The following is a 26,276-nucleotide window of genomic DNA, read 5'->3' as shown; positions in this document are numbered from 1 at the left end:
AGGAGCGAGCTCGCTCGCGATGGACTTAAGGGCGCTGCTTTTATTCAGACTGACCTCGTCATCATTGACGTCCATCGCGAGCAAGCTCGCTCCTACAAGGGAGTTGTGGATAACTCAGCCCTTCTTGATCTTCTCCGGCCGCTTCCAGCCGTCGATGTTCTTCTGACGAGCACGCCCAATCGCCAACTGGGATTTATCCACAGTCGAAGTAATGGTCGAGCCAGCCGCCGTGGTTGCACCGGACAGGATATCCACAGGCGCTACCAACGAGTTGTTGGAACCAATGAACACATCTTCGCCCAACACGGTTTTCCACTTGTTGGCGCCGTCGTAGTTGCAAGTGATGGTGCCGGCACCAATGTTGGTGCGCGCCCCGACTTCGGCATCGCCCAGGTAAGTCAGGTGACCGGCCTTGGCACCTTCGCCCAGGTGAGCGTTTTTCAACTCGACGAAGTTACCCACATGCGCCCGGGCTTCCAGCACGGTACCTGGACGCAGACGCGCAAACGGGCCGGCATCGCTGCCTTCACCCAGAATGGCACCTTCGATATGACTGTTGGCCTTGATGACCACGCCTTTGCGCAGGGTGCTGTCCTTGATCACGCAGTTCGAGCCGATCACCACGTCATCTTCAATGACCACCTTGCCTTCAAGGATCACGTTGATGTCGATCAGCACGTCGCGCCCGACCGTCACTTCGCCACGAACATCGAAACGAGCCGGGTCGCGCAGCGTCACACCTTGAGCCATCAAACGACGACCGGCGCGCAATTGATAATGCCGTTCAAGTTCGGAAAGCTGCTTGCGGTCATTCGCGCCCTGCACTTCCATGGCGTCGTGCGGTTGCTCGGTGGCCACCACCAGACCATCGCTCACTGCCATGGCAATGATGTCGGTCAGGTAGTACTCGCCCTGGGCGTTGTTGTTGGAGAGACGGCTCATCCAGTCGCCGAGACGGGCAAAAGGCAGCGCCAGAATGCCGGTATTGCCTTCGGTGATCTTGCGTTGGGCTTCATCGGCATCTTTCTGCTCGACAATGGCGGCAACTTTGCCAGCGCCATCACGAACGATGCGGCCGTAACCGGTCGGATCGTCCAGTTCGACGGTCAGCAGTCCCAATTGCTCTGGACCCACCTGCTTGAGCAGGCGCTGCAGTGTTTCGACCTCAATCAACGGCACATCACCGTAGAGCACCAGCACGGTGTCGGACTGAATGAACGGCACGGCTTGAGCAACGGCGTGGCCGGTACCCAACTGTTTATCCTGCAGGACGAAGTTCAGGTCATCCGCCGCCAGGCGTTCGCGCACCGCATCGGCACCGTGACCGATCACGACGTGAATGCGCTGTGGATCTAGTTGCCGGGCGCTGTGGATAACATGGCCGAGCATGGAGTTGCCGGCAATCGGGTGCAAAACTTTCGGCAAAGCAGAACGCATACGCGTGCCTTGGCCAGCAGCGAGAATAACGATTTCAAGAGACATGACTGGCTACCAATCCTGGGTGGTCAGCGGCTGCGACCGGGTTGTAAAAATCGGAAAAGAAAAAAGGGTAGCCGAGGCTACCCTTTTTAATCAATCACACAACAAGTGCAGCCTTAGTGGCCGAACTTCTTGCGGATCTGCTGGACGGTGCGCAGCTGAGCTGCAGCCTCGGCCAGACGTGCGGCAGCAGAACCGTAATCGAATTCTGCGCCACGTTCATGCAAGGCCTTCTCGGCTGCCTTAACGGCTTCCTGAGCAGAGGCTTCATCCAGGTCGGCAGCACGTTGCACGGTGTCGGCAAGAACCTTGACCATGTTCGGCTGAACCTCGAGGAAACCACCGGAGATGTAATACACCTCCTCTTCCCCGCCCTGCTTGACCAGGCGGATCGGACCTGGCTTCAGATTAGTGATCAGCGGCGCGTGACCCAGAGCGATACCAAGATCACCCAGTGCACCGTGCGCAATCACCATCTCGACCAGACCGGAAAAGATTTCTCCTTCCGCGCTGACGATATCGCAATGGACTGTCATAGCCATCTGATTGCCTCAACCTAAATTAGCGCCCGTTGCCGGGCGCCGGGATTACAGTTTCTTGGCTTTCTCGATCGCTTCTTCGATGCCGCCAACCATGTAGAACGCTTGTTCTGGCAGGTGGTCGTAGTCACCGTTGAGGATGCCTTTGAAGCCAGCAATGGTGTCTTTCAGGGAAACGTATTTACCCGATGCACCGGTGAAGACTTCAGCCACGAAGAACGGCTGCGACAAGAAGCGCTGGATCTTACGAGCACGGTTTACCAACTGCTTGTCGGCTTCCGACAGCTCGTCCATACCCAGGATCGCAATGATGTCCTTCAGTTCTTTGTAACGCTGCAGAACGTACTGAACGCCGCGAGCGGTGTCGTAGTGGTCCTGGCCGATTACGTTCGGGTCCAGCTGGCGCGAAGTCGAGTCGAGTGGATCGACCGCTGGGTAGATACCCAGGGAAGCGATGTCACGGGACAGAACGACGGTAGCGTCCAAGTGGGCGAAGGTGGTCGCTGGCGATGGGTCGGTCAAGTCATCCGCAGGTACGTATACCGCTTGGATCGAAGTGATCGAACCTTCCTTGGTCGAAGTGATACGTTCTTGCAGAACGCCCATCTCTTCAGCCAGGGTCGGCTGGTAACCTACTGCCGAAGGCATACGGCCCAGCAGTGCGGATACTTCAGTACCGGCCAGGGTGTAACGGTAGATGTTGTCGACGAACAGCAGAACGTCGTTACCTTCGTCACGGAACTTCTCGGCCATGGTCAGGCCGGTCAGTGCTACGCGCAGACGGTTACCCGGCGGCTCGTTCATCTGACCGTAAACCAGTGCCACTTTGTCCAGAACGTTGGAGTCCTTCATCTCGTGGTAGAAGTCGTTACCCTCACGAGTACGCTCACCCACACCGGCGAACACGGAATAACCGCTGTGCTCGATGGCGATGTTACGGATCAGTTCCATCATGTTTACGGTTTTGCCTACACCGGCACCACCGAACAGACCGACTTTACCGCCTTTGGCGAACGGGCAAACCAGGTCGATAACCTTGATGCCGGTTTCCAGCAGGTCGTTGCCGCCTGCTTGTTCAGCGAACGAAGGCGCTGGACGGTGAATGCCCCAACGCTCTTCAGTGGCGATAGGGCCAGCTTCGTCGATCGGGTTGCCCAGAACGTCCATGATCCGGCCCAGAGTCGCTTTACCGACCGGTACGGAGATGGCTGCGCCAGAGTCGGTAACTTCCAGACCGCGCTTCAGGCCTTCGGTGGAACCCATCGCAATGGTACGAACCACGCCGTCGCCCAGCTGCTGCTGAACTTCCAGAGTGGTCCCGGCCGCGCTTTGTACTGTCAGCGCGTTGTAGATGCTCGGTACGCTGTCGCGTGGAAATTCCACGTCGATAACGGCGCCGATGATTTGAACGATACGTCCGCTACTCATAGCTGGATCCTCTGAATATTTGAACCGTTAAACCGCGGCAGCGCCGCCGACGATTTCCGAGATCTCTTGGGTGATCGCAGCCTGACGCGCCTTGTTGTAGACCAGCTGCAAATCGCTGATCAAATCACCGGCGTTGTCGGTAGCGTTCTTCATCGCGATCATCCGCGCAGCTTGTTCAGCCGCGTTGTTCTCGACCACCGCCTGGTAGACCTGCGACTCCACGTAACGGACCATCAAGCCGTCGAGCAGCTCCTTGGCATCCGGTTCGTAGAGATAGTCCCAGTGGTGCTTGAGGTCTTGATCCGGGGTTGCCACCAATGGAATCAACTGCTCCACGGTAGGCTGTTGCGTCATGGTGTTGATGAACTTGTTGGACACCACGGACAGGCGGTCAATACGGCCGTCCAGGTAGGCATCCAGCATCACCTTGACGCTGCCGATCAGATCATTGATCGACGGCTCTTCACCCAGGTGGCTGATAGCTGCAACGACGTTACCGCCGAAGTTGCGGAAAAAGGCCGCACCCTTGCTACCAACGACACACAGATCGATCTCGACGCCGTTTTCGCGGTTTACCGCCATGTCCTTGACCAGGGCCTTGAACAGGTTGGTGTTCAAGCCGCCGCACAGACCACGGTCACTGCTCACTACGACATAACCAACACGCTTGATTTCGCGGTCGATCATGAACGGGTGGCGGTATTCCGGGTTGGCGTTGGCCAGATGCCCAATTACCTGGCGGATACGCTCCGCATAAGGACGGCTAGCAGCCATGCGCATTTGTGCCTTGCGCATTTTGCTGACCGCCACTTTTTCCATGGCGCTGGTAATCTTTTGCGTGCTTTTGATGCTCGCAATCTTACTGCGAATCTCTTTTGCGCCTGCCATGTAACACCTATCAGGTTAGCAAGCGGGAGCCTTGCGGCTCCCGCTGCGGCTTACCAGGTTTGGGTGGCCTTGAACTTCTCGATACCGGCTTTCATGCCAGCGTCGATTTCGTCATTGAAGTCACCTTTCACGTTGATCTTCGCCATCAAATCGGCGTGATCGCGGTTGAAGAAAGCAATCAGCGCTTGCTCGAAGCTGCCGATCTTGGCGATTTCAACGTCAGTCAGGAACCCACGCTCAGCGGCATACAGCGACAGCGCCATGTCAGCGATCGACATTGGTGCGTATTGCTTCTGCTTCATCAGCTCGGTAACGCGCTGACCATGCTCAAGTTGCTTACGGGTCGCTTCGTCCAGGTCAGAAGCGAACTGGGCGAATGCCGCCAGTTCACGGTACTGAGCCAGAGCGGTACGGATACCACCGGACAGCTTCTTGATGATCTTGGTCTGAGCGGCACCACCCACACGGGATACCGAAACACCGGCGTTCACTGCAGGACGGATGCCCGAGTTGAACATGGCCGATTCCAGGAAGATCTGACCGTCGGTGATGGAAATCACGTTGGTCGGAACGAACGCGGAAACGTCGCCAGCCTGGGTTTCGATGATCGGCAGTGCGGTCAGGGAACCGGTTTTGCCGGTCACTGCACCGTTGGTGAACTTCTCTACGTATTCTTCCGAAACGCGGGATGCGCGCTCCAGCAGACGGGAGTGGAGATAGAACACGTCGCCTGGGTAAGCTTCACGGCCTGGTGGACGGCGCAGCAGCAGGGAAATCTGGCGGTAAGCCACTGCTTGCTTGGACAGATCGTCATAAACGATCAGCGCGTCTTCACCGCGGTCGCGGAAGAATTCACCCATGGTGCAACCGGAGTACGGTGCCAGGAATTGCAGCGCAGGAGATTCCGAAGCACTGGCAGCCACGATGATCGTGTTGGCCAGGGCGCCGTTTTCTTCCAGCTTGCGAACCACGTTGGCGATGGTCGATTGTTTCTGACCGATTGCTACGTAGACGCAGAAAATGCCGCTGTTCTTCTGGTTGATGATCGCGTCGATCGCCAGAGCGGTTTTACCGATCTGACGGTCACCGATGATCAGCTCACGCTGGCCACGGCCGACAGGGATCATGGCATCGACAGCCTTGTAGCCAGTCTGTACAGGCTGGTCTACCGACTTACGCCAGATCACGCCTGGAGCAACTTTCTCGACCGCGTCGGTCTCGGTGTTGCCCAGTGGACCTTTGCCGTCAACAGGGTTACCCAGTGCGTCGACTACGCGACCCAGCAGTTCCTTACCAACCGGAACTTCCAGGATGCGGCCAGTGCACTTGGCGCTCATGCCTTCAGCCAGAGACTGGTATGCGCCCAATACAACGGCACCTACGGAGTCTTGCTCCAGGTTGAGGGCCATACCGAAGACGCCGCCCGGAAACTCGATCATCTCGCCGTACATTACGTCGGCCAGACCGTGAATCCGCACGATACCGTCAGATACGCTGACGACAGTGCCTTCGTTACGGGCTTGGGAGGTCACATCGAGCTTGTCGATGCGGCCCTTGATAATTTCACTTATTTCGGAAGGATTGAGTTGCTGCATTGCTCTGCTGCCCCTTCAAACTCAAGATTTCAATGCTTCGGCAAGTTTCGCGATTTTGCCGCGAATCGAGCCATCGATAACCAGGTCGCCGGCGCGGATGACGACACCACCAATAAGGGCAGCGTCCTCCGCAACTTGCAGGCGCACTTCCCGGTTGAGTCGTGCACTGAGAACCTTGGCGAGTTTGTCTTGCTGTTCTTGGTTCAATGCAAAAGCACTGGTGACTTCAACGTCTACCGATTTCTCTTGTTCGGCCTTGTACAGGTCGAACAGAGCGGCGATCTCCGGCAACAGCGGGAGACGGTCGTTTTCGGCAACGACGTGGATGAAGTTCTGTGCCTTGGCATCAAACTTGTCGCCGCACACGTCAATAAACGTGGCGGCCTTTTCTGCGCTCGTCAGTCGCGGGGCCTTGAGCACGCGCTGCATGGTGTCGTCTTCCGACACCGCTGCAGCCAGGCCGAGCATGGCTGACCAATTGGCCAGTTGCTGGTGGGCCTGAGCGTGCTCGAAGGCCGCCTTAGCGTAAGGTCGGGCCAACGTGGTCAGTTCTGCCATGATCGCCCTCGCTTAGATTTCAGCAGCCAGTTGGTTAACCAGCTCTGCGTGCGCGTTTTGATCGATTGTGGCACCCAGGATCTTCTCGGCGCCGCCGACTGCCAGCAAGCCCACTTGGGCACGCAGCGCGTCTTTGACACTGTTCAGTTCCTGTTCGATCTCGGCCTGAGCCTGAACCTTCACACGGTCAGCGTCGACACGGGCCTTTTCAACAGCCTCTTCGACAATCTGGTTACCGCGTTTCTTGGCTTGCTCGATGATTTCAGCTGCCTGAGCTTTCGCTTCGCGCAGTTGGTGACCCGCTTTTTCTTGGGCCAACTCCAGGTCGCGAGCTGCACGGCTGGCAGCGTCCAGACCATCAGCGATCTTCTTTTGACGTTCGTGCAGTGCCGCAATGACCGGAGGCCATACGAACTTCATGCAGAACAGTACAAAAATCAGGAACGCAACGGACTGGCCAATCAGGGTCGCATTAATGTTCACGCCAACACCTCGCAGTTACGTTGTCCATCACACCAAATTACCCGGAAGATCCGAGTAATTAGCCAGCGATTTGACCAACGAACGGGTTCGCAAAGGTGAAGAACAGAGCGATACCAACACCGATCATGGTTACGGCGTCGAGCAGACCGGCAACGATGAACATTTTAACTTGCAGCATTGGAACCATTTCTGGCTGACGCGCTGCGCCTTCCAGGAACTTGCCGCCCAGCAGGCCGAAACCAATTGCGGTACCCAGTGCGCCCAGGCCGATCAACAGTGCAACAGCGATAGCGGTTAGACCAACTACAGTTTCCATCTTTCCTCCCGACTTTTACGTCGTATGGTTTAGGTTTTTTAGATTAAAGCGGTAAAACAAATCGTTTCAGATGCCCCGTAAGGAGCACCTTCCCGTTTTACCGGGAAGGACATCAGACTAGTCGAGACTGGCCTTAATGGTTTTCTTCGTGCGCCATCGACAGGTAGACGATGGTCAACATCATGAAGATGAACGCCTGCAGGGTGATGATCAGGATGTGGAACACAGCCCACGCCCACTGCAGAACAACGCCCAGGCCACTAAGCCAGAGCAGACCGCTGCCGAACATCACAGCAATCAGAATGAAGACCAGCTCGCCGGCGTACATGTTGCCGAACAGACGCAGAGCCAGGGAGATCGGCTTGGCGATCAGGGTTACGAATTCCAGCAGGAAGTTCACCGGAATCAGCAGGGCCTGAACGAAGATGTTCTTGCTGCCGAACGGGTGCAGGGTCAGCTCGCCGATGAAGCCGCCGAGGCCCTTGATCTTGATGCTGTAGAAAATGATCAGCGCGAACACCGTGAAGGCCATGGCCAGAGTCGCGTTCGGGTCGGTGGTCGACACGGCGCGGAACGGGATGTGTGCATCGCCGGAGATCAGGATGGCCAGCTGAGGAATCCAGTCGACCGGTACCAGGTCGACGGCGTTCATCAGGAACACCCAGACGAAGATGGTCAGTGCCAGCGGTGCAATCACCGGGCTACGGCCATGGAAGCTGTCTTTCACGCTGCCATCGACGAATTCGACCAATACTTCAACGAAGTTCTGCAAAGCACCAGGCTGACCGGAAGTCGCTTTCTTGGCCGCCATGCGGAAAAGAAGAACGAAGATCAGACCCAATGCGACCGACCAGCCGAGAGTATCGACGTGGAAAGCCCAGAAGCCCATTTCTTTGGCTTCTGCTGCGGTGTGGGCAAAGCCCCAGCCGCCGGTAGGGTGCTGACCGAAGGTCAGGTTCTGCAAGTGGTGCTGGATATAGCCCGAAGCGGTTGTTTCTGCCATGGTTGCCTCAAACGCCCTAAGGTCTCGAAAGTCTTGTTCTCATCAGCAGGGGAGCGAACCAGCTGACCGACTGAGTCAGCACGAAGGCACCGAATACTGCAATCGGCGCCAGTGGCTTCACACCTGCAAACACCAGTGCAAACAGCACTGCCGTCAAAATCAGTTTGCCTGCCTCGCCGGCATAAAAAGACCGGACGATGGACTGGGCTGCTCGGGCGCCGGAAAACCGAAATGCCCTGTGAGCGAAATAAATATTGGGTAGCAAGGCTATCAGGCCTCCGCAGAGTCCCGAGTACCCGGCAACGACTCCATATCGGTACCAGAGCGCCAAAGCGGCGATCAGCAACACGACAAATTGAGCCATCAACACCGGAAAAACTGCCAGGCGATGGAAGGGCAGGCGGTTTGGCGTGCGGGTTTCCATCACTTTTACTCCCCAATGGTCGGCTGCCGAAATTCAATAACTTGGCATAATTTGTGCCGACAAAATGCGCGCAGAGTATAGGGGCGGTTCTGCCCCTATTCAACTGTCAGGTAGTGATTTCCGACTGCGCGCTACATGAGGAAATGTTTCAGCGGATATGTGCAAGTACGCCTTGAAGCTCATCCAGTGAGTTGTAGCCAATCACCAACTGCCCTTTACCCTTCTTACCGTGGCGGATCTGCACCGCAGAGCCTAGGCGCTCGGCCAGGCGCTGTTCGAGACGGGCGATATCCGGGTCCGGTTTTGCCGCTTCCACAGGCTCCGGTTTACCACTCAACCACTGGCGAACCAGTGCCTCGGTTTGGCGCACGGTCAGTCCGCGTGCGACAACATGTCGCGCCCCTTCAACCTGTTGAATTTCCGGCAAACCGAGCAAAGCACGCGCATGACCCATTTCCAGGTCGCCGTGGGACAACATGGTCTTGATGACTTCCGGCAAGGAAATCAGGCGCAACAGGTTGGCCACGGTCACCCGGGACTTGCCTACAGCCTCGGCCACCTGTTGCTGGGTCAGCTGGAACTCCTGCTGCAACCGCTGCAGGGCCACCGCTTCTTCAATCGGGTTCAGGTCTTCGCGCTGAATGTTCTCGATCAGCGCGATGGCGATCGCGGTTTCATCGGGTACATCGCGAACCATCGCCGGGATGGTTTCCTGCCCGGCTTGCTGGCTGGCGCGCCAGCGGCGTTCGCCGGCAATGATTTCAAAGCGGCCGCTGCCGATCGGGCGAACCACGATGGGCTGCATGACGCCCTGGGCCTTGATCGATTGCGCCAGCTCTTCGAGCGCCTGCGGATCCATGTCACGACGCGGCTGGTACTTGCCGCGCTGGAGCAGATCCAGGGGGAGATGTTGCAGCTCACGCTGATCGGCTTGCGCCGCTTGTTCTTCCAGCGAGCTGACAGTCGGACCACTCAACAGAGCATCCAGTCCACGTCCGAGACCTCGTTTCTTGACGGCCATGGGGATTCCTTAAGTTGCCTGAGCAGCGGCGATGCGTGAGTTTTTGCGTTGACGACGAACCATTTCGCCCGCCAATGCCAGGTAGGCAACGGCGCCTCGCGAAGCTTTGTCGTACGCCAGCGCCGGCATGCCGTAGCTTGGCGCTTCGGCCAGACGGATATTGCGCGGAATGACGGTGTCGTAGAGCTGCTCGCCGAAGTGTTCCTTGAGCTGCGCCGAGACATCGTTCATCAGGCTCAGGCGTGGGTCGTACATCGTACGCAGCAGGCCTTCGACCTTGAGGTTCGGGTTCAGCAGTTCAGAGATACGCTTGATGTTATCCACAAGGTCGCTCAAGCCTTCGAGTGCGAAGTACTCGCACTGCATGGGGATAATGACCCCGTCAGCGGCAACCAGTGCGTTCAAGGTCAGCATCGACAGCGACGGCGGGCAGTCGATCAGGATGTAATCGTAGTTTTCCCGGATCGGCGCCAGCGCGCTGCGCAGACGGCTTTCCTTCATCTGCATTTCCAGCAGCACCACTTCGGCTGCGGTGAGATCGCGGTTGGCCGGCAACAGCTGGTAACCACCGTGTTCGGAGAAGTGCATGGCCTGGGCCAGATCACATTCTCCGATCAGCAGGTCGTAGACCGAGTTTTCCAGGCCATGTTTATCCACACCGCTACCCATGGTGGCGTTGCCCTGTGGATCAAGATCGATCAACAGCACCCGGCGCTTGGTCGCGACCAGGGATGCTGCGAGGTTGATACAGGTGGTGGTTTTGCCCACGCCACCCTTTTGGTTCGCAATCGCGAATACCTTAGCCATTCTTGCTTGTGTTCCCAATCATGCCGTGCGGCGCAGTATCAGCAGATGGCGTTGGCCTTGGCAACCAGGTACGGCCAGGGCGTGTTCGCTATCGAGGTGGAAGTCTGCCGGCAATGCTACCAGCTCATCGGCCGGATGAACGCCCTTCATTGCCAGCCAGCGTGTTTCGCTATCGCCGAGGTGGCGCGTCCAGTTACTGAAGTTCTCCATGCTGCTGAACGCCCGGGAAATGATTCCGTTGAAGGGCTGTGCAGGCTGGAAGGCTTCGACGCGACTGTGGATAACTTGCAGGTTATCCAGTTTGAGTTCGAGTTTGACCTGGGTCAGGAAGCGGGTTTTCTTGCCGTTGCTGTCCAGGCAAGTCACTTGCGACTCTGGAAACAGGATGGCCAACGGAATGCCCGGCATACCACCGCCGCTGCCAACGTCCAGCCACCGGCCGTTTTCGACGAACGACATCACGCTCAAACTATCGAGCAAGTGGCGGGAGACCATCTCGTCCGGATCGCGTACCGCGGTCAGGTTGTAAGCCTTGTTCCATTTTATCAACAGGGACAGATAACCCAGCAGCTGCGCGTGCTGGGTTTCTGTCAGCGTGACACCGAGCTGGCGAGCACCTGTGGATAACTCTTCTGCGTGTTGCGGAGTGACCAACGAACTCAAGCGCTTTGCTCCAACTGACGGCCCGCGCCGCGTTTTTTCAAATGAATCATCAACAGCGAAATGGCTGCCGGCGTAACGCCCGGTATACGCGAGGCCTGGCCCAAGGTTTCTGGACGGGTCGCGCCGAGCTTGCTCTGGATCTCCTTGGAGAGACCGGAAATATTCGTGTAATCGATATCCACAGGCAATTTGGTGTCTTCGCTGGCTCGCAGACGGGCGATTTCATCCTGTTGACGATCAATGTAGCCGGCGTATTTGGTCTTGATCTCGACCTGCTCGGCAACCTGTGGATCTTCCGCGCCCCCACCGGTCACGGCGATGAGACCAGCGTAGTCGATTTCCGGACGGCTCAAGAGGTTGAGCAGGTTGTATTCGTGAGTCAGTGGCGTGCCGAATTTTTCGGCGATGGCATCGCCCTGTTCGGTACCCGGGCGTACCCAGGTACTTTTCAGGCGCTGCTCTTCCAGTTCGATGCTTTCGCGTTTCTTGCAGAAGGCCGCCCAGCGCACGTCATCCACCAGACCCAGTTCGCGACCTTTTTCGGTCAAACGCAGGTCGGCGTTGTCCTCGCGCAGAATCAGGCGGTACTCGGCACGGGAAGTGAACATGCGGTACGGCTCTTGGGTACCGAGGGTGATCAGGTCGTCGACCAGCACGCCGATATAGGCCTCGTCGCGACGCGGGCACCAGGCCTCTTTGCCTTGTGCACGCAGTGCAGCGTTGGTCCCGGCGAGCAAACCCTGGGCACCGGCTTCTTCGTAACCGGTTGTGCCGTTGATTTGCCCGGCGAAGAACAAGCCGCCGATGACTTTGGTCTCCAGGCTGTATTTCAAATCGCGTGGATCGAAGTAGTCGTACTCGATCGCGTAGCCCGGACGCACGATGTGCGCGTTTTCCATGCCGCGGATCGATTGCACGATCTGCAATTGCACGTCGAACGGCAAGCTTGTGGATATCCCGTTCGGATACAGCTCATGGGTGGTCAAACCTTCCGGTTCGATAAACACCTGATGGCTTTCCTTGTCGGCGAAGCGATGGATCTTGTCTTCGATCGACGGGCAATAACGCGGGCCGATCCCTTCGATCTCACCGGCAGCGGAATACATCGGCGAACGGTCGAGGTTCGCGGCAATGATTTCGTGGGTGCGCGCATTCGTGTGGGTAATCCAGCAGCTGACTTGCTTCGGATGCTGCTCTTTTGACCCCATGAACGACATCACCGGGATCGGCGTATCACCCGGTTGCTCGGACATCACCGAGAAATCCACAGACCGACCGTCGATACGTGGCGGAGTACCGGTTTTCAAACGACCCACGCGCAATGGCAGTTCACGCAGACGGTGAGCCAGCGCGATCGATGGCGGATCACCGGCGCGACCGCCGGAAAAATTCTGCAAACCGATGTGGATAAGTCCACCGAGGAACGTACCGGTGGTCAACACCACGGAATCAGCGAAGAAACGCAGGCCCATTTGGGTGACAACACCACGGACTTGTTCCTGCTCGACGATCAGATCGTCAGCGGCCTGTTGAAATATCCACAGGTTCGGCTGGTTCTCCAGGATTTCGCGGACAGCTGCCTTGTACAGAACCCGGTCTGCCTGCGCGCGGGTTGCTCGCACGGCCGGGCCTTTGCGGCTGTTCAACACGCGAAACTGGATACCGCCTTTATCGGTAGCCATGGCCATCGCGCCGCCGAGGGCGTCGATTTCCTTGACCAGGTGGCTTTTGCCGATCCCGCCAATGGCCGGATTGCAACTCATGGCACCGAGGGTTTCCACGTTATGCGTCAGCAATAGGGTTTTAACCCCCATACGTGCTGAGGCCAGTGCTGCCTCGGTACCGGCATGACCGCCGCCGATGACGATCACTTCAAAACGGGAAGGGAAATCCACCACGCACCTCGTGCCTGCTTAAGTAGGTAATTCAGGAATAGTTTGAGCTCAGGTTTTTGGACCTGGTCGACAAGTATAGGGACTTCGCCCTTCCTAAAGAACCCTTTGCACAAAATTTAACCAGCTGTGGAAAAGTCGGAGTTATAGAAATTAAAAAGAAAGAAATTTATTAAATCTTTGTTTTTATGTTTATTTCTATGCACCTACCTTTCTGTGGATAGATTGATACAGCCCTTTATTTTCAATGTGTACAGAGATTCAAAACCCTGTGTTCATGTGCCAATGAGACCCTTGGATAACCGGTTTAAGCCTGTGGATGAAAGAGGTGGTTATCCACAGAGGTGGTTATGTCCAGTTTGCGAGGCCTGTTATCAACTGACCTTAGCCGCGGTTATTCACAGGGCTTAATCCACAGAAAAGTGCCGTTCGCTCGATATTCGGATGCAGGAATTCCGCTCAAGCAGACGAAGTCCGCTCGGCACTGGGAGTTTTTTCAGAAAAGGAGAGAACAGACAGGCACGAATGGCCTGTCTGTGAGTAACAGGAGGGCTACTTACCGATACAGAAACTGGAAAAAATCCGCCCCAGCAGGTCATCGGAACTGAAAGCACCGGTGATTTCACCCAGCGACTGCTGAGCCTGGCGCAAATCCTCGGCCAACAACTCGCCAGCACCGGCCAGGGTCAATTGGGCACGGCCATGCTCGAGGGCCGCACTGGCATGACGTAGCGCCTCAAGGTGTCGCCGGCGAGCGCTGAAGCTGCTTTCGGACGTTTGTTCATAGCCCATGCAGGCCTTGAGGTGATCACGCAGCAGCTCCAGCCCGACACCACCCGACTTGGCGCTCAGGCTGATGGTGACATGGCCGTCCTGGCTGACCTCCAGCGCAATGGCTTCGCCCGTAAGGTCGGCTTTGTTGCGGATCAGGGTGACTTTCGCGGGATCGGGACGGATTTCGAGAAACTCCGGCCAGAGTGCGAAAGGATCGAGGGCTTCCGGTGCAGTGGCATCAACCACCAACAGTACCCGATCGGCTTCGCCGATAGCTTTCAAGGCACGCTCGACGCCGATTTTTTCCACATGATCATCGGTATCGCGCAGACCGGCGGTATCCACGACGTGCAGCGGCATGCCATCGATGTGGATATGTTCGCGAAGCACGTCACGGGTAGTGCCGGCAATCTCGGTCACGATCGCCGCTTCACGCCCGGCCAGGGCATTGAGCAGGCTGGATTTACCGGCATTCGGACGACCGGCAATGACCACTGTCATGCCGTCACGCAGCAAGGCGCCCTGCCCGGCTTCGCGCATGACGGTGGATAACTCGTCGCGCACCTTGTCGAGCATGCTCAGGACGTGGCCATCGGCGAGGAAGTCGATTTCCTCTTCCGGAAAATCGATGGCCGCTTCGACATAGATGCGCAAGCCGATCAATTGCTCGGTGAGGTTATGCACACGTGACGAGAAAGCACCTTGCAGGGAGCGCAATGCGTTTCGCGCAGCCTGGGCAGAACTGGCTTCAATCAGGTCGGCAATGGCTTCGGCCTGGGCGAGGTCCAGTTTGTCGTTGAGGAAGGCGCGCTCACTGAATTCCCCCGGCCGGGCGAGACGGCAACCCAGTTCCAGGCAGCGCTTGAGCAACATATCCAGAACAATCGGACCGCCATGGCCTTGCAGCTCCAGCACATCTTCGCCTGTGAACGAGTTCGGGCCGGGGAAATACAAGGCAATGCCCTGGTCCAGCACCTCGTCGTTTTCACTGAAAAACGGACCGTAGTGGGCAAATCGCGGCTTGAGCTCGCGACCGCTGAAGGCCTTGGCCGCAACGCTGGCCAACGGCCCGGAAATACGCACGATGCCTACACCGCCGCGACCTTGAGCGGTGGCGACGGCTGCGATGGTTTCGCGAGGAACGCTCATAAACCGGTATCCAGACAAAAGTGACAGATAGCAAAACGCCCCACTAGGGGGCGTTTTGAGTGGTTATCCACAGTGTAAATCAGGCAGCTGCTTTAGCGGCCGCTTCGATTTTACGCGTGATGTACCACTGTTGTGCGATGGACAGCACGTTGTTTACAACCCAGTACAGCACCAGACCGGCCGGGAACCACAGGAAGAAGAAGGTGAAGATGATTGGCATCAGCTTCATCACCTTGGCCTGCATCGGATCCGGAGGAGTCGGGTTCAACTGCTGCTGGATGAACATGGTTGCGCCCATGATGATCGGCAGAATGAAGAACGGATCCTTGATCGACAGGTCAGTAATCCACAGCATGAACGGCGCTTGGCGCATTTCAACGCTTTCCAGCAGAACCCAGTACAGCGAGAGGAAAACCGGCATCTGCACGAGGATTGGCAAGCAACCACCCAGCGGATTGATCTTCTCTTTCTTGTACAGTTCCATCATGGCTTGCGACATTTTCTGCCGGTCATCGCCATGTTGCTCTTTCAGCGCGGCCAGTTTCGGTGCCACTGCACGCATGCGCGCCATGGATTTGTAGCTGGCAGCCGACAGCGGGAAGAAGATCCCTTTGATCAGCATGGTCAGGAAGATGATCGACCAGCCCCAGTTACCCACAATGGCGTGGATGTGTTGCAGCAACCAGAAGATCGGTTGGGCGATGAACCACAGAATGCCGTAGTCGACCGTCAGTTCCAGACCTGGGGACAACTCTTTCAGCACAGCCTGGCTTTTCGGACCGGCGTACAGAACAGCGCTGGTCTCGGCCTTAGCACCCGGCGCAACACTCATCGATGGGCCGGTGTAGCCGATGATGTAGTTGCCTTTGCTGTCTTTACGGGTCTGGACGACGTTGTTTTCGCCCTTGGCCGGAATCCATGCGGTCACGAAGTAGTGCTGCAACCAGGCAACCCAACCGCCTGTGACGGTTTCTTTCAGCGGCGCCTTGTCCATGTCCTTCATGGACACTTTCTTGTACGGCTCGGAACTTGTCCACAGGGCGGCGCCCAGGTAAGTCGCGGTGCCGGTAGCCGTAGTCGATGAAGGATCGGCACTGGCGTCGCGCTTCAACTGGGCGAACATCGCACCATTCCAGGGCTGGGCGCTCTGGTTGTCGACCAGGTAGGAAACGGTTACGTCATACAGACCGCGTTTCAGGGTGAAACGCTTGATGTAGTTGACGCCGTCTTTGCTGAACTTCAGGTCCACGACCAATTGGTCCTGACCGTCAGCCAGCTGATAAATCTTCTTCTCCGAGGAATAAACCGGACGACCGGCCGGATTTGCATCCGGACCGTTGGTGCCGATCAGACCGCTTTGCGCCAGATAAGTACGTTCGCCGCCGTTATCGAACAGCTGGAACGGAATTTCCGGGTGATCCTGACGACGCGGATACAGCGGCAGGGTCAACTGGGCAACATCGCCACCTTGTGGGTCGACAGCCAGGTCCAGTACATCCGTTTTGATCTGGATGAGGTCCTTGCTCACAGCCACCGGCGTTTCGGCAGGTGCGCTGGTGTCGCTTGCAGCACGTGGAATGTCGTCACTGGCAGAAGCGTTGGAGCCAGATGCCGTATCCGGCAGGCCCGATGCAGTCGTATTGGTGGCAACATTCTGAGTCGGCAGGGCAGCCTGGCCATAGTCCTGGTTCCATTTAAGAACCATAACGTAGGACACGATTGCCAGGGCGACGATCAGGATCGTGCGTTTGATATCCATGATTACTCGGCCATCGAAGAAGAACGGGAGGTAGGGATAGGTGGAACCGGGTCATAACCACCGGGATTCCACGGATGACAGCGACCTAAACGACGAAAGGTCAGCCAGCCACCGCGAAGAAGGCCATGATTTTCGATGGCTTCTAACGCGTAGCAGGAACAACTGGGGTAGAAACGACAGTGACTGGCCATCAGGGGACTAATGGCATAGCGATAAAACTGGATCGGAACGAGTGCCAGTTTACGCATCTGGACTGTCTACCCCTACAGTTTCGGTTTTGACTGCTGGTACTGGCGAACTGCGAGCCAGTCGTTTCCAGAGTTTGCCGAAATGCTGAATCAATTCGGGGTTTTCTACGTCGCCCAAACCTTTGCGCGCGACGATAACAATGTCCCAGCCGACCAGAGAATCCTGGTTCAGGCGAAACGATTCGCGCATCAGACGTTTGAGGCGATTGCGCTCGACGGAGAGCTTTACGCTCTTTTTCCCGATTACCAACCCGAGACGGGGGTGATCAAGATCGTTGTTGCGCGCAAGGAGCAGGAGATTTTTCCCCGGAACCTTGCCGGTAGGGGAGTCAAAGACTGCCTTGAATTGCCGGGGGGTAAGCAGACGCTTTTCCCGACTGAAGTCCTGACTCACCTCCAGTGCCGGATTATCAAACTGCCAGACGCGCACGACCTTTGGCGCGACGACGCGACAGGACGGCACGACCGTTCTTGGTAGCCATGCGAGCACGGAAACCGTGGGTACGAGCGCGTTTGATAGTGCTTGGTTGGAAAGTACGTTTCATTGTCGTGTTACCTGGTTCGTCCACAACGGGCCGGAATGGCCCCCGTTTTAAGAGACCGGGGATTCTAGAGAAAGCAAGCCTTCAGGTCAATTTCCAACCAACGTTTCCTTATAAATAGATCTCCAGAGGTTTTTCAGCACTTGCACCTTGCGTAGATATAAAAATAAGAAAGGAAAGTATTTAAAGCTTTTCTGTAAAGCTTATAAAAGCTAGGCTCGCCATCTTCTGTGGATAACTCGATTCAGCCCTTGTTTTACCTGCTGTACAGAGAATGACAACTACGGTGGAAAACAGTGTTCAGCCTGTGCTGCGCTGTCGGATAACCTGTGTGTGAAAGGTCGCTTTATCCACAGGCGGGTTATCCACCGAGTTTCGCCCCCACTTGTGCAATGACCTTAACCCCGGTTATCCACAGAGCTTATGCACAGACCACTGGTCGCCTTTTTTGCTTATGAAACGGTGATTCTTCTTGGTCGATGAACCACCTTCGTGTGGATAAGTCGGCGTCTGGTCGCTACAATGGCCGCTTGTTTTTGCCTCACCGGCTTTCAACTTAGGGGATATCCGTGTCAGTGGAACTTTGGCAGCAGTGCGTGGAGCTTCTGCGCGATGAGCTGCCTGCCCAACAATTCAACACTTGGATCCGTCCACTACAGGTCGAAGCCGAAGGCGACGAGTTGCGTGTGTATGCACCCAATCGTTTTGTTCTGGACTGGGTCAACGAAAAGTACCTGGGGCGTGTTCTCGAATTGCTCGATGAGCACGGCAATGGCATGGCGCCTGCGCTTTCCCTATTAATAGGCAGCAAACGCAGTTCGGCACCCCGTGCCGCGCCAAACGCTCCCCTGGCTGCTGCGGCTTCCCAGGCCCAGGCTGCTCAAGCACCCGTCAGTCCGCCGCCGGCACCTGCCGCCGTGTCGACCAAGCGTGCGACGCAAAAAGTGGCTGAAGTCTCCGAGGAAGAACCTTCCCGTGACAGCTTCGACCCGATGGCCGGAGCCAGTTCGCAACAGGCACCTGTGCGTGCCGAGCAACGTACCGTGCAGGTCGAAGGTGCGCTCAAGCACACCAGTTACCTGAACCGCACCTTTACCTTCGAGAATTTCGTTGAAGGTAAATCCAACCAGCTGGCGCGCGCCGCCGCCTGGCAGGTGGCAGACAACCCCAAGCACGGTTACAACCCGCTCTTCCTTTATGGTGGCGTCGGCCTGGGTAAAACCCACTTGATGCATGCTGTGGGTAACCATCTATTAAAGAAGAACCCGAATGCCAAGGTGGTGTACCTGCATTCCGAGCGTTTCGTGGCGGACATGGTCAAGGCCCTGCAACTGAACGCGATCAACGAGTTCAAACGCTTCTACCGTTCGGTGGATGCGTTGCTGATCGATGACATTCAGTTCTTCGCCCGCAAGGAGCGTTCCCAGGAAGAGTTTTTCCACACCTTCAACGCCCTGCTCGAAGGTGGGCAGCAGGTCATTCTCACCAGTGACCGCTACCCGAAGGAAATCGAAGGCCTTGAAGAACGCCTCAAATCCCGTTTTGGCTGGGGCCTGACCGTAGCGGTCGAGCCGCCGGAGCTGGAAACCCGCGTGGCGATCCTGATGAAGAAGGCCGATCAGGCCAAAGTCGAGTTGCCTCACGACGCCGCGTTCTTCATTGCCCAACGCATTCGCTCCAACGTCCGTGAGCTGGAAGGCGCGCTCAAGCGCGTGATCGCCCACTCGCACTTCATGGGCCGCGATATCACCATCGAGCTGATTCGCGAATCCCTTAAGGACTTGTTGGCGTTGCAGGATAAACTGGTCTCTGTGGATAACATTCAGCGCACTGTCGCCGAGTACTACAAGATCAAGATCTCCGACTTGCTGTCCAAACGCCGTTCGCGTTCGGTCGCTCGTCCGCGTCAGGTCGCCATGGCGTTGTCCAAGGAACTGACCAACCACAGCCTGCCGGAAATCGGCGATGTGTTTGGCGGCCGCGACCATACGACGGTCTTGCACGCGTGCCGCAAGATCAACGAACTTAAGGAATCCGACGCGGACATCCGCGAGGACTACAAGAACCTGCTGCGTACACTGACCACTTGATGAACTCCAGCGCAGCTAATTAAGGCAAGGGACTAGACCATGCATTTCACCATTCAACGCGAAGCCCTGTTGAAACCCCTGCAACTGGTCGCAGGCGTCGTCGAACGCCGACAGACCTTGCCGGTACTTTCCAACGTGCTGCTGGTTGTCGAAGGCCAGCAATTGTCGCTGACCGGTACCGACCTGGAAGTCGAGCTGGTCGGTCGTGTTCAACTCGAAGAGCCGGCGGATCCGGGTTCCATCACCGTGCCGGCGCGCAAGCTGATGGACATCTGCAAAAGCCTGCCGAACGATGCGCTGATCGACATCAAGGTCGACGAGCAGAAGCTTGTGGTCAAGGCTGGCCGTAGCCGCTTCACCCTGTCGACACTGCCGGCCAACGACTTCCCTACCGTGGAAGAAGGCCCGGGTTCGCTGACCTGCAGCCTGGAGCAAAGCAAGCTGCGTCGTCTGATCGAACGCACCAGCTTCGCCATGGCCCAGCAGGACGTGCGTTACTACCTCAACGGCATGCTGCTGGAAGTTTCCGCGGGTGTGATCCGCGCGGTAGCCACCGACGGCCACCGTCTGGCCATGTGCTCGATGCAGGCCGACATCGGCCAGCCGGATCGTCACCAGGTCATCGTGCCGCGCAAAGGTATCCTCGAACTGGCTCGCCTGCTCACCGAGCCGGACGGCAATGTCAGCATCGTGCTGGGTCAGCATCACATTCGCGCCACCACCGGTGAGTTCACCTTCACCTCGAAGCTGGTTGACGGAAAATTCCCGGACTACGAGCGAGTTCTGCCTAAAGGTGGCGACAAGCTGGTTCTTGGTGATCGTCAGGCTCTGCGCGAAGCGTTCAGCCGTACCGCCATTCTGTCCAACGAGAAGTACCGTGGTATCCGTCTGCAACTGGCCAGCGGTCAGCTGAAGATCCAGGCGAACAACCCGGAGCAGGAAGAAGCGGAAGAAGAAGTGGGCGTTGAATACAACGGCGGCTCTCTGGAAATCGGCTTCAACGTGAGCTACCTGCTCGACGTACTGGGCGTGATGACCACCGAGCAGGTTCGTCTGATCCTGTCCGACTCCAACAGCAGCGCGCTGGTGCAGGAATCGGATAACGACGACTCGGCCTACGTTGTCATGCCGATGCGTCTGTAATCATGCTCAGCAGAAGCTAGATGTCCTTAAGTCGCGTCTCGGTCACCGCGGTGCGCAATCTGCATCCGGTGACCTTCTCCCCCTCCCCTCGCATCAATATTCTTTACGGCGCCAACGGCAGCGGCAAAACCAGTGTTCTGGAAGCCATTCATCTGCTGGGGCTTGCCCGTTCGTTTCGCAGCACCCGTCTGTTGCCGGTCATTCAATACGAACAGCTTGCCTGTACGGTATTTGGCCAGGTTGAGCTGGCGGAGGGTGGGCATAGCGCCTTGGGCATCTCACGGGATCGCCAAGGGGAATTCCAGATCCGTATCGATGGGCAGAATGCTCGCAGCGCCGCGCAACTGGCCGAGATCTTGCCACTGCAACTGATCAATCCGGATAGCTTTCGATTGCTGGAAGGCGCGCCGAAGATTCGCCGACAGTTTCTCGACTGGGGTGTGTTCCACGTGGAACCGCGCTTCATGTCAACCTGGCAGCGCTTGCAGAAGGCCCTGCGCCAGAGAAACTCTTGGCTGCGGCATGGTACACTTGACGCCGTTTCGCAAGCGGTTTGGGACAGGGAACTGTGCCAGGCCAGCGCTGAAATCGATGAATACCGCCGCGCTTATATCAAAGCCTTGAAACCAGTCTTTGAACAAACCTTGAGCGAACTGGTTGAGCTTGAAGGCTTGACGCTCAGCTATTACCGCGGCTGGGACAAGGACCGTGAACTGAGTGCTGTGCTCGCCGGGTCTCTTCAGCGGGACCAGCAAATGGGACATACCCAGGCCGGACCACAACGCGCTGATTTGCGGCTCAGACTGGGGGCGCACAACGCCGCGGACATCTTGTCCCGAGGCCAGCAGAAGTTGGTGGTTTGCGCATTACGGATTGCCCAAGGGCACTTGGTCAGCCAGGCTCGACGCGGTCAGTGTATTTATCTGGTGGATGACTTGCCGTCCGAACTGGACGAGCACCACCGTCGCGCCCTTTGCCGCTTGTTGGAAGACTTACGCTGCCAGGTATTTATCACCTGTGTAGATCACGAATTATTGAGGGAAGGCTGGCAGACGGAAACGCCAGTCGCTCTGTTCCACGTGGAACAGGGCCGTATCACCCAGACCCACGACCATCGGGAGTGAAGGCATTGAGCGAAGAAAATACGTACGACTCAACGAGCATTAAAGTGCTGAAAGGCCTGGATGCCGTACGCAAACGTCCCGGTATGTATATTGGCGACACCGACGATGGCAGCGGTCTGCACCACATGGTGTTCGAGGTGGTCGACAACTCGATCGACGAAGCGCTCGCCGGCTACTGCGACGACATCAGCATCATCATCCACCCGGATGAGTCCATCACCGTTCGCGACAACGGCCGTGGCATCCCGGTAGACGTACACAAGGAAGAAGGCGTTTCGGCAGCCGAGGTCATCATGACCGTGCTGCACGCCGGCGGTAAGTTCGACGACAACTCCTACAAGGTTTCCGGCGGTCTGCACGGTGTGGGTGTGTCGGTAGTTAACGCCCTGTCGGAAGAGCTGGTCCTGACCGTTCGCCGTAGCGGCAAGATCTGGGAACAGACTTACGTCCACGGTGTTCCGCAAGAGCCGATGAAAATCGTTGGCGACAGCGAAACCACCGGTACGCAGATCCACTTCAAGGCTTCCAGCGAAACCTTCAAGAACATCCACTTCAGCTGGGACATCCTGGCCAAGCGGATTCGTGAACTGTCCTTCCTCAACTCCGGTGTCGGTATCGTCCTCAAGGACGAGCGCAGCGGCAAGGAAGAACTGTTCAAATACGAAGGCGGCCTGCGTGCGTTCGTTGAATACCTGAACACCAACAAGACCCCGGTCAACCAGGTGTTCCACTTCAACGTCCAGCGTGAAGACGGCATCGGTGTGGAAATTGCCCTGCAGTGGAACGACAGCTTCAACGAGAACCTGTTGTGCTTCACCAACAACATTCCACAGCGCGACGGCGGTACTCACCTGGTGGGTTTCCGTTCCGCACTGACGCGTAACCTGAACACCTACATCGAAGCAGAAGGCCTGGCGAAGAAGCACAAAGTCGCCACCACCGGTGACGATGCCCGTGAAGGCCTGACCGCGATCATTTCGGTGAAGGTGCCGGATCCGAAGTTCAGCTCCCAGACCAAAGACAAGTTGGTGTCTTCCGAAGTGAAGACCGCAGTCGAACAGGAAATGGGCAAGTACTTCTCCGACTTCCTGCTGGAAAACCCGAACGAAGCCAAGCTGGTTGTCGGCAAGATGATCGACGCGGCCCGTGCCCGTGAAGCGGCACGTAAAGCCCGTGAGATGACCCGCCGCAAAGGCGCGCTGGACATCGCCGGCCTGCCGGGCAAACTGGCCGACTGCCAGGAAAAAGACCCTGCCCTGTCTGAACTGTACCTCGTGGAAGGTGACTCCGCGGGCGGCTCTGCCAAGCAGGGACGTAACCGCAAGACCCAGGCGATTCTGCCCCTCAAGGGTAAAATCCTGAACGTCGAGAAGGCACGCTTCGACAAGATGATCTCTTCCCAGGAAGTGGGCACCTTGATCACTGCGCTGGGCTGCGGCATCGGTCGCGAAGAGTACAACATCGACAAGTTGCGCTATCACAACATCATCATCATGACCGATGCTGACGTCGACGGTTCGCACATCCGTACCCTGCTGCTGACCTTCTTCTTCCGTCAGCTGCCGGAGCTGATCGAGCGTGGCTACATCTACATCGCTCAGCCGCCGTTGTACAAAGTGAAGAAAGGCAAGCAAGAGCAATACATCAAAGACGACGACGCCATGGAAGAGTACATGACGCAGTCGGCCCTGGAAGATGCGAGCCTGCACTTGAACGAGGATGCACCGGGTATCTCCGGCGAAGCCCTCGAGCGTCTGGTGAATGACTTCCGTCTGGTGATGAAGACCCTCAAGCGTCTGTCGCGCCTGTACCCACAGGAACTGACCGAGCACTTCATCTACCTGCCGGCTGTCAGCATGGATCAGTTGTCCGATCATGCAGCGATGCAGGACTGGCTGGCCCAGTACGAAGTGCGTCTGCGCACCGTCGAGAAGTCGGGTCTGGTCTACAAGGCAAGCCTGCGTGAAGACCGTGAGCGTGGCGTGTGGCTGCCAGAGGTCGAACTGATCTCCCACGGCCTGTCGAACTACGTCACGTTCAACCGCGACTTCTTCGGCAGCAACGACTACAAGACCGTTGTTTCCCTGGGCGCTCAACTGAGCACCCTGCTCGACGATGGCGCGTACATCCAGCGTGGCGAACGCCGTAAGTCGGTCACCGAGTTCAAGGAAGCCCTGGACTGGCTGATGGCTGAAAGCACCAAGCGCCACACCATCCAGCGATACAAAGGTCTGGGCGAGATGAACCCGGATCAGCTGTGGGAAACCACCATGGACCCAAGCGTGCGTCGCATGCTGAAAGTGACTATCGAAGACGCCATTGGCGCGGACCAGATCTTCAACACCCTGATGGGTGATGCGGTCGAACCACGTCGTGACTTCATCGAAAGCAATGCCCTGGCGGTGTCCAACCTGGACTTCTGATCCCGGTCGACCCCAACGAAAAGGCCAATGCATTTGCATTGGCCTTTTTTTGCCCGCGTTTTACTCGCTCGCCGGTGCCACACTCTCCAACCGATACCCATAAATCGTCAGCAACTGCCAACCGCGATCCGCCGTCAGCCCAAGCTTGTTGCGCAGGCGATAGATGTGAGTATCGAGCGGCCGGGACGAGGACACTTCTTCATCGGGCCAGAATCGTTCGTACAGGTAATCCCGCGACCAGGCGCTGCCCATCGCGCAGCTGAAGATCGAACTGTTCAGCCAATACTGACGCTTTTCTTCCACCGAAGGTATCGATGGCGTGGGGTTGGGATTATCGATGGTCAAAGCCGTTGTGGATGGGCATAAAAAAACCGGCTATATCCGCCGGTTTTTTTACGTCCAAAAAAAACTTATGCACGTTTTTATGGTTTTTATCATTCTAAGAAATATGTAAAAAAATCATAATGTTACGTACAAAAAACGACGCTTTTCAATGAAACGGTACACAGGTTATCCACAGAATCTCAGACAACCACCTGATCGTTTGAAACCGGCGCTTGTGGAGCCGGTGGCAGTGAGCCCATTTCCCGTTGCATCTGCTCGTTCCACGCCTGGACCCGGTCGTTCAATTCAGCAATGGCTCGTGGTCCGGTGCCTGCGGCATACATAGGCTCGCCAATGATCACAGTGATGACGCCCTGCTTCTTCGCCCAACCGGTTTTCGGCCAGAACTTGCCTGCGTTGTGCGCAATCGGCAGCACCGGCAATTCGGCGTTGACCGCCAAGGCGCTGCCACCGCGCGAGAACTTTCCGACGGTGCCGAAAGGAACGCGCGTGCCTTCGGGGAAGATCAGCACCCAGACATTGTCCTTGAGCAACTCATCACCTTTTTGAGCCACATGCTTGAGTGCTGCTTTCGGGTTGTCGCGATCGATGGCGATCGGTCGCAGCATGGCCATGGCCCAACCGAAGAACGGCACATAGAGCAACTCACGTTTGAGCACCTGGCTCAGCGGTGAGAAGTAGGCGGAGAGAAAAAACGTCTCCCAGGTACTCTGATGGTTCGATTGAATCACGCACGGCCGTTCAGGTACGTTCTCGGCGCCCTTCACTTCGTAGCGAATACCAAGGAACACTTTGCTCAGCCACAGGGCACAACGGCACCAATACACGTTGATGAAGCGATAACGTGCCTTGAAGGGCAGAAACGGTGCGATAAAAAAACTCAGGCTGCACCACAGCAATGAGCTGGTGCCCAGCAGCAGGTAAAAGAGGAAGGTTCTGATGGCCTGCAATATCGACATGGTGACGTTTACCGTTGCGGGAATTGCCCGCCTGTATAAAGCGCACTCCTGATGGGTCCTTTATCAGGAATTTCAGAAGCACTCTAATTGTGGATAAGTTCTGCGGCAATCGCCGCCAGATCGTCAAAAATCAATGTGCCAACCGGAAGGGTCTTGCCCAAAGTCTTTTCGCCTTTCCCGGTCTTTACCAAAACTGGCTGTGAATCGACGGCTTTGGCGGCTTCCAGGTCACCAAGGCTGTCGCCGACGAACCAGAGATCGGTCAGCGACACGTTGTAATGAGCGGCGATGGTTTTCAACATCCCGGGTTTCGGCTTGCGGCAATCGCAGCCTTCGTCCGGCCCATGCGGGCAGTAGACGATCAGGCCGACTTCACCACCCTGCTCCGCCACCAACGCGCGCAAGCGCTCGTGCATGGCATTGAGGGTGGCAAGGTCGTAATAGCCGCGAGCGATGCCCGACTGGTTGGTAGCGACGGCTACCGTCCAGCCAGCCTTGCTCAACTGCGCGATGGCTTCGATCGATCCGGGGAGCGGAATCCACTCCTCCACCGACTTGATGTAAGCGTCGGAGTCGTAATTGATCACTCCGTCCCGATCGAGAATCAGCAGTTTCAACAGCAGT

At 56.9% G+C, this 26,276-nt stretch carries 25 protein-coding genes and 1 pseudogene; 4 read left to right on the top strand and 22 right to left on the bottom strand.

Annotation, left to right across the window (positions count from 1 at the left end):
* Positions 1-114 precede the first annotated feature (114 nt).
* The 19 genes from glmU to rpmH form a co-directional block, all read right to left on the bottom strand.
* The gene (glmU, locus tag AC1RS8_RS03345; RefSeq protein ID WP_489339490.1) at positions 115-1,482 is read right to left on the bottom strand and encodes a bifunctional UDP-N-acetylglucosamine diphosphorylase/glucosamine-1-phosphate N-acetyltransferase GlmU; all 1,368 of its coding nucleotides are present in this window, start codon (positions 1,480-1,482) and stop codon (positions 115-117) included.
* A gap of 113 nt (positions 1,483-1,595) precedes the next feature.
* A complete protein-coding gene (locus AC1RS8_RS03340) occupies positions 1,596-2,021 on the bottom strand; it encodes a F0F1 ATP synthase subunit epsilon (protein WP_007969909.1) in 426 nt (141 codons plus the stop codon).
* 45 nt (positions 2,022-2,066) lie between these two features.
* Complete coding sequence (gene atpD / locus AC1RS8_RS03335; RefSeq protein WP_008002330.1) at positions 2,067-3,446, bottom strand: F0F1 ATP synthase subunit beta; 1,380 nt, start codon at positions 3,444-3,446, stop codon at positions 2,067-2,069.
* Between the two features lie 27 nt (positions 3,447-3,473).
* Positions 3,474-4,334, bottom strand: coding sequence for a F0F1 ATP synthase subunit gamma (gene atpG / locus AC1RS8_RS03330; protein WP_008045673.1), 861 nt, complete (start codon positions 4,332-4,334; stop codon positions 3,474-3,476).
* Between the two features lie 50 nt (positions 4,335-4,384).
* Complete coding sequence (gene atpA, locus AC1RS8_RS03325; RefSeq protein ID WP_030132553.1) at positions 4,385-5,929, bottom strand: F0F1 ATP synthase subunit alpha; 1,545 nt, start codon at positions 5,927-5,929, stop codon at positions 4,385-4,387.
* 21 nt (positions 5,930-5,950) lie between these two features.
* Positions 5,951-6,487, bottom strand: a complete 537-nt coding sequence (locus AC1RS8_RS03320; RefSeq protein WP_008045680.1) for a F0F1 ATP synthase subunit delta — start codon at positions 6,485-6,487, stop codon at positions 5,951-5,953.
* 12 nt (positions 6,488-6,499) lie between these two features.
* The gene (locus tag AC1RS8_RS03315; protein WP_008045681.1) at positions 6,500-6,970 is read right to left on the bottom strand and encodes a F0F1 ATP synthase subunit B; all 471 of its coding nucleotides are present in this window, start codon (positions 6,968-6,970) and stop codon (positions 6,500-6,502) included.
* Between the two features lie 58 nt (positions 6,971-7,028).
* On the bottom strand, positions 7,029-7,286 hold the full coding sequence (gene atpE / locus AC1RS8_RS03310; protein ID WP_003097235.1) for a F0F1 ATP synthase subunit C: 258 nt from the start codon (positions 7,284-7,286) through the stop codon (positions 7,029-7,031).
* A 133-nt stretch (positions 7,287-7,419) separates the two neighbouring features.
* Positions 7,420-8,289 carry a F0F1 ATP synthase subunit A gene (atpB, locus tag AC1RS8_RS03305; RefSeq protein ID WP_057712662.1) on the bottom strand — a complete coding sequence of 290 codons (870 nt, stop codon included), beginning with the start codon at positions 8,287-8,289 and terminating at the stop codon, positions 7,420-7,422.
* Positions 8,290-8,305: 16 nt separating this feature from the next.
* Positions 8,306-8,713 carry a F0F1 ATP synthase subunit I gene (locus AC1RS8_RS03300; RefSeq protein WP_057712661.1) on the bottom strand — a complete coding sequence of 136 codons (408 nt, stop codon included), beginning with the start codon at positions 8,711-8,713 and terminating at the stop codon, positions 8,306-8,308.
* 148 nt (positions 8,714-8,861) lie between these two features.
* Positions 8,862-9,734, bottom strand: coding sequence for a ParB/RepB/Spo0J family partition protein (locus AC1RS8_RS03295; RefSeq protein ID WP_057712660.1), 873 nt, complete (start codon positions 9,732-9,734; stop codon positions 8,862-8,864).
* A 9-nt stretch (positions 9,735-9,743) separates the two neighbouring features.
* Positions 9,744-10,541, bottom strand: a complete 798-nt coding sequence (locus tag AC1RS8_RS03290; protein WP_046038783.1) for a ParA family protein — start codon at positions 10,539-10,541, stop codon at positions 9,744-9,746.
* A gap of 18 nt (positions 10,542-10,559) precedes the next feature.
* On the bottom strand, positions 10,560-11,204 hold the full coding sequence (gene rsmG, locus AC1RS8_RS03285; RefSeq protein ID WP_057712659.1) for a 16S rRNA (guanine(527)-N(7))-methyltransferase RsmG: 645 nt from the start codon (positions 11,202-11,204) through the stop codon (positions 10,560-10,562).
* Positions 11,201-13,099 carry a tRNA uridine-5-carboxymethylaminomethyl(34) synthesis enzyme MnmG gene (mnmG, locus tag AC1RS8_RS03280; protein WP_057712658.1) on the bottom strand — a complete coding sequence of 633 codons (1,899 nt, stop codon included), beginning with the start codon at positions 13,097-13,099 and terminating at the stop codon, positions 11,201-11,203. The genes rsmG and mnmG overlap by 4 nt, the downstream gene beginning before the upstream one ends.
* Positions 13,100-13,648: 549 nt before the next feature.
* Complete coding sequence (mnmE, locus tag AC1RS8_RS03275) at positions 13,649-15,019, bottom strand: tRNA uridine-5-carboxymethylaminomethyl(34) synthesis GTPase MnmE (RefSeq protein ID WP_090452271.1); 1,371 nt, start codon at positions 15,017-15,019, stop codon at positions 13,649-13,651.
* Positions 15,020-15,098: 79 nt separating this feature from the next.
* A complete protein-coding gene (yidC, locus tag AC1RS8_RS03270; protein ID WP_057712656.1) occupies positions 15,099-16,778 on the bottom strand; it encodes a membrane protein insertase YidC in 1,680 nt (559 codons plus the stop codon).
* Between the two features lie 2 nt (positions 16,779-16,780).
* Positions 16,781-17,026 carry a membrane protein insertion efficiency factor YidD gene (gene yidD / locus AC1RS8_RS03265; protein WP_010207715.1) on the bottom strand — a complete coding sequence of 82 codons (246 nt, stop codon included), beginning with the start codon at positions 17,024-17,026 and terminating at the stop codon, positions 16,781-16,783.
* On the bottom strand, positions 17,019-17,420 hold the full coding sequence (rnpA, locus tag AC1RS8_RS03260) for a ribonuclease P protein component (protein WP_056727027.1): 402 nt from the start codon (positions 17,418-17,420) through the stop codon (positions 17,019-17,021). The genes yidD and rnpA overlap by 8 nt, the downstream gene beginning before the upstream one ends.
* 16 nt (positions 17,421-17,436) lie before the next feature.
* The gene (rpmH, locus tag AC1RS8_RS03255) at positions 17,437-17,571 is read right to left on the bottom strand and encodes a 50S ribosomal protein L34 (RefSeq protein WP_003213577.1); all 135 of its coding nucleotides are present in this window, start codon (positions 17,569-17,571) and stop codon (positions 17,437-17,439) included.
* A gap of 566 nt (positions 17,572-18,137) precedes the next feature.
* Here rpmH and dnaA point away from each other — a divergent pair.
* Genes dnaA through gyrB form a run of 4 tightly spaced genes read left to right on the top strand, consistent with a single transcriptional unit; the run spans position 18,138 to position 24,348 of the window.
* Positions 18,138-19,658, top strand: a complete 1,521-nt coding sequence (dnaA, locus tag AC1RS8_RS03250; RefSeq protein ID WP_057712654.1) for a chromosomal replication initiator protein DnaA — start codon at positions 18,138-18,140, stop codon at positions 19,656-19,658.
* A gap of 39 nt (positions 19,659-19,697) precedes the next feature.
* Positions 19,698-20,801 carry a DNA polymerase III subunit beta gene (dnaN, locus tag AC1RS8_RS03245; RefSeq protein ID WP_007969885.1) on the top strand — a complete coding sequence of 368 codons (1,104 nt, stop codon included), beginning with the start codon at positions 19,698-19,700 and terminating at the stop codon, positions 20,799-20,801.
* Between the two features lie 20 nt (positions 20,802-20,821).
* Positions 20,822-21,925: a DNA replication/repair protein RecF gene (recF, locus tag AC1RS8_RS03240; protein WP_007969883.1), complete on the top strand. Its 1,104-nt coding sequence runs from the start codon at positions 20,822-20,824 to the stop codon at positions 21,923-21,925.
* Positions 21,926-21,930: 5 nt separating this feature from the next.
* Positions 21,931-24,348 carry a DNA topoisomerase (ATP-hydrolyzing) subunit B gene (gyrB, locus tag AC1RS8_RS03235; protein ID WP_057716535.1) on the top strand — a complete coding sequence of 806 codons (2,418 nt, stop codon included), beginning with the start codon at positions 21,931-21,933 and terminating at the stop codon, positions 24,346-24,348.
* Positions 24,349-24,408: 60 nt separating this feature from the next.
* On the opposite strand, the pseudogene AC1RS8_RS03230 reads toward gyrB, so the two are convergent.
* From AC1RS8_RS03230 to gmhB, 3 genes and pseudogenes are all read right to left on the bottom strand, one after another.
* Positions 24,409-24,591, bottom strand: a pseudogene (locus AC1RS8_RS03230) (winged helix-turn-helix domain-containing protein); the annotation flags it as partial.
* 281 nt (positions 24,592-24,872) lie between these two features.
* Positions 24,873-25,652 (bottom strand): lysophospholipid acyltransferase family protein, encoded by a 780-nt coding sequence (locus AC1RS8_RS03225; protein WP_057712652.1) that lies wholly within the window; start codon positions 25,650-25,652, stop codon positions 24,873-24,875.
* Between the two features lie 83 nt (positions 25,653-25,735).
* Entirely contained in the window at positions 25,736-26,275 is a 540-nt protein-coding gene (gene gmhB, locus AC1RS8_RS03220) for a D-glycero-beta-D-manno-heptose 1,7-bisphosphate 7-phosphatase (RefSeq protein ID WP_167362881.1), read from the bottom strand.
* Position 26,276: the final 1 nt, after the last annotated feature.

This window comes from Pseudomonas sp. GW821-FHT12A04 (assembly GCF_058807755.1).
The sequence above is the reverse complement of the archived record's forward strand: the minus strand, read 5'-3'. Positions and strand labels throughout refer to the sequence as shown.